This is a genomic window from Caballeronia pedi, assembly GCF_001544915.2.
GTDB lineage: Bacteria > Pseudomonadota > Gammaproteobacteria > Burkholderiales > Burkholderiaceae > Caballeronia > Caballeronia pedi.
On sequence record NZ_FCOE02000112.1, the window covers coordinates 1 to 1,292 of the forward strand.

Genomic DNA, 1,292 nt, shown 5'->3' on the forward strand with positions numbered 1-1,292 from the left:
GATCAACCCGATGCATCGCTGCACGCGCATGAACTCGTGCTGCCCGAGGAGCACGCGCTGCTCGAAAGCTGGAACGACACGGCGGCAGCGTATCCCGAGCATCTGTGTATTCATCAGTTGTTTGAACAACAGGTGCACCGTACGCCCGATGCCGTCGCGCTGGTCTTCGAAGACGCATCACTCACGTATGCGCAACTCAATGCACGCGCCAATCAGCTTGCGCATCATTTAATCGCGCTGGGCGTACGTCCTGAAGATCGTGTGGCGCTGTGCATGGAGCGTGGTATCGGCATGGTTGTCGCGTTGATGGCGATACTCAAGGCTGGCGGCGCTTACGTGCCGCTCGATCCGGCGTATCCGGGCGAGCGTCTGAGCCACATCCTCACCGATGCCACGCCCCGCCTGCTGCTCGCAGATGTCGCGGGTCGTGAAGCATTAGGTGACACCGGTTCACTGACCGTGCTCGATCCCAACGAATCGCTCGACGAAGCGCTCCCGCAAGACGATCCGCAAACGGCCGTCGCCCCGCATCACCTTGCTTACGTGATCTACACCTCGGGTTCCACAGGTAAGCCCAAAGGCGTTGCGATCGAACACAGAAATGCTGTCAACTTCCTGACCTGGAGCCATGAAGCCTTCACCTCGGAAGAACTCTCGCAAACACTGTTCGCGACCTCGCTCAATTTCGATCTCTCGATCTACGAATGTTTCGCTCCTTTGACGCGAGGCGGAACGGTTCATCTGGTCGATAACGTCCTCGCGCTCGTCAGAAGTCCGCACGAGGTCGGCCTCATCAATACGGTGCCATCGGCGATCACGGCACTGCTGGATGCGGAAGCATCACTGACATCGATCCGCACGATCAACCTCGCCGGCGAGCCGTTGAAGCTCGCGCTGATGAAACGGATCTTCGCTGAAACCGGGATCGAGCGACTGTGCAATCTGTACGGCCCATCTGAAACGACGACATACTCGACCTGGATCGAGATGAAGAAGGGCGAGCGTTTGACGGAAACCATCGGCAGACCGATCGCTAACACGCGCATCTATCTGCTCGATGCGCAACGCCAGTCCGTGCCTCTCGGTACGGTCGGCGAGCTTTATATCGGTGGTGCAGGCGTGGCGCGTGGCTATCTGAATCGACCCGAACTCACCGCCGAGCGCTTCCTCGACGATCCCTTCGTTCCGGGCGCCCGCATGTACCGCACGGGCGACCTCGCCCGTTATCGCGCCGATGGCAATATCGAGTTTCTGGGCCGCAACGATCATCAGGTCAAGATCCGTGGCTTCCG

General features: G+C 59.4%; 1 protein-coding gene. It reads left to right on the forward strand.

Annotation, left to right across the window (positions count from 1 at the left end):
• A partial coding sequence (locus AWB80_RS42735; protein ID WP_143328302.1) for a non-ribosomal peptide synthetase occupies positions 1–1,292 on the forward strand: 1,292 nt, incomplete at both ends.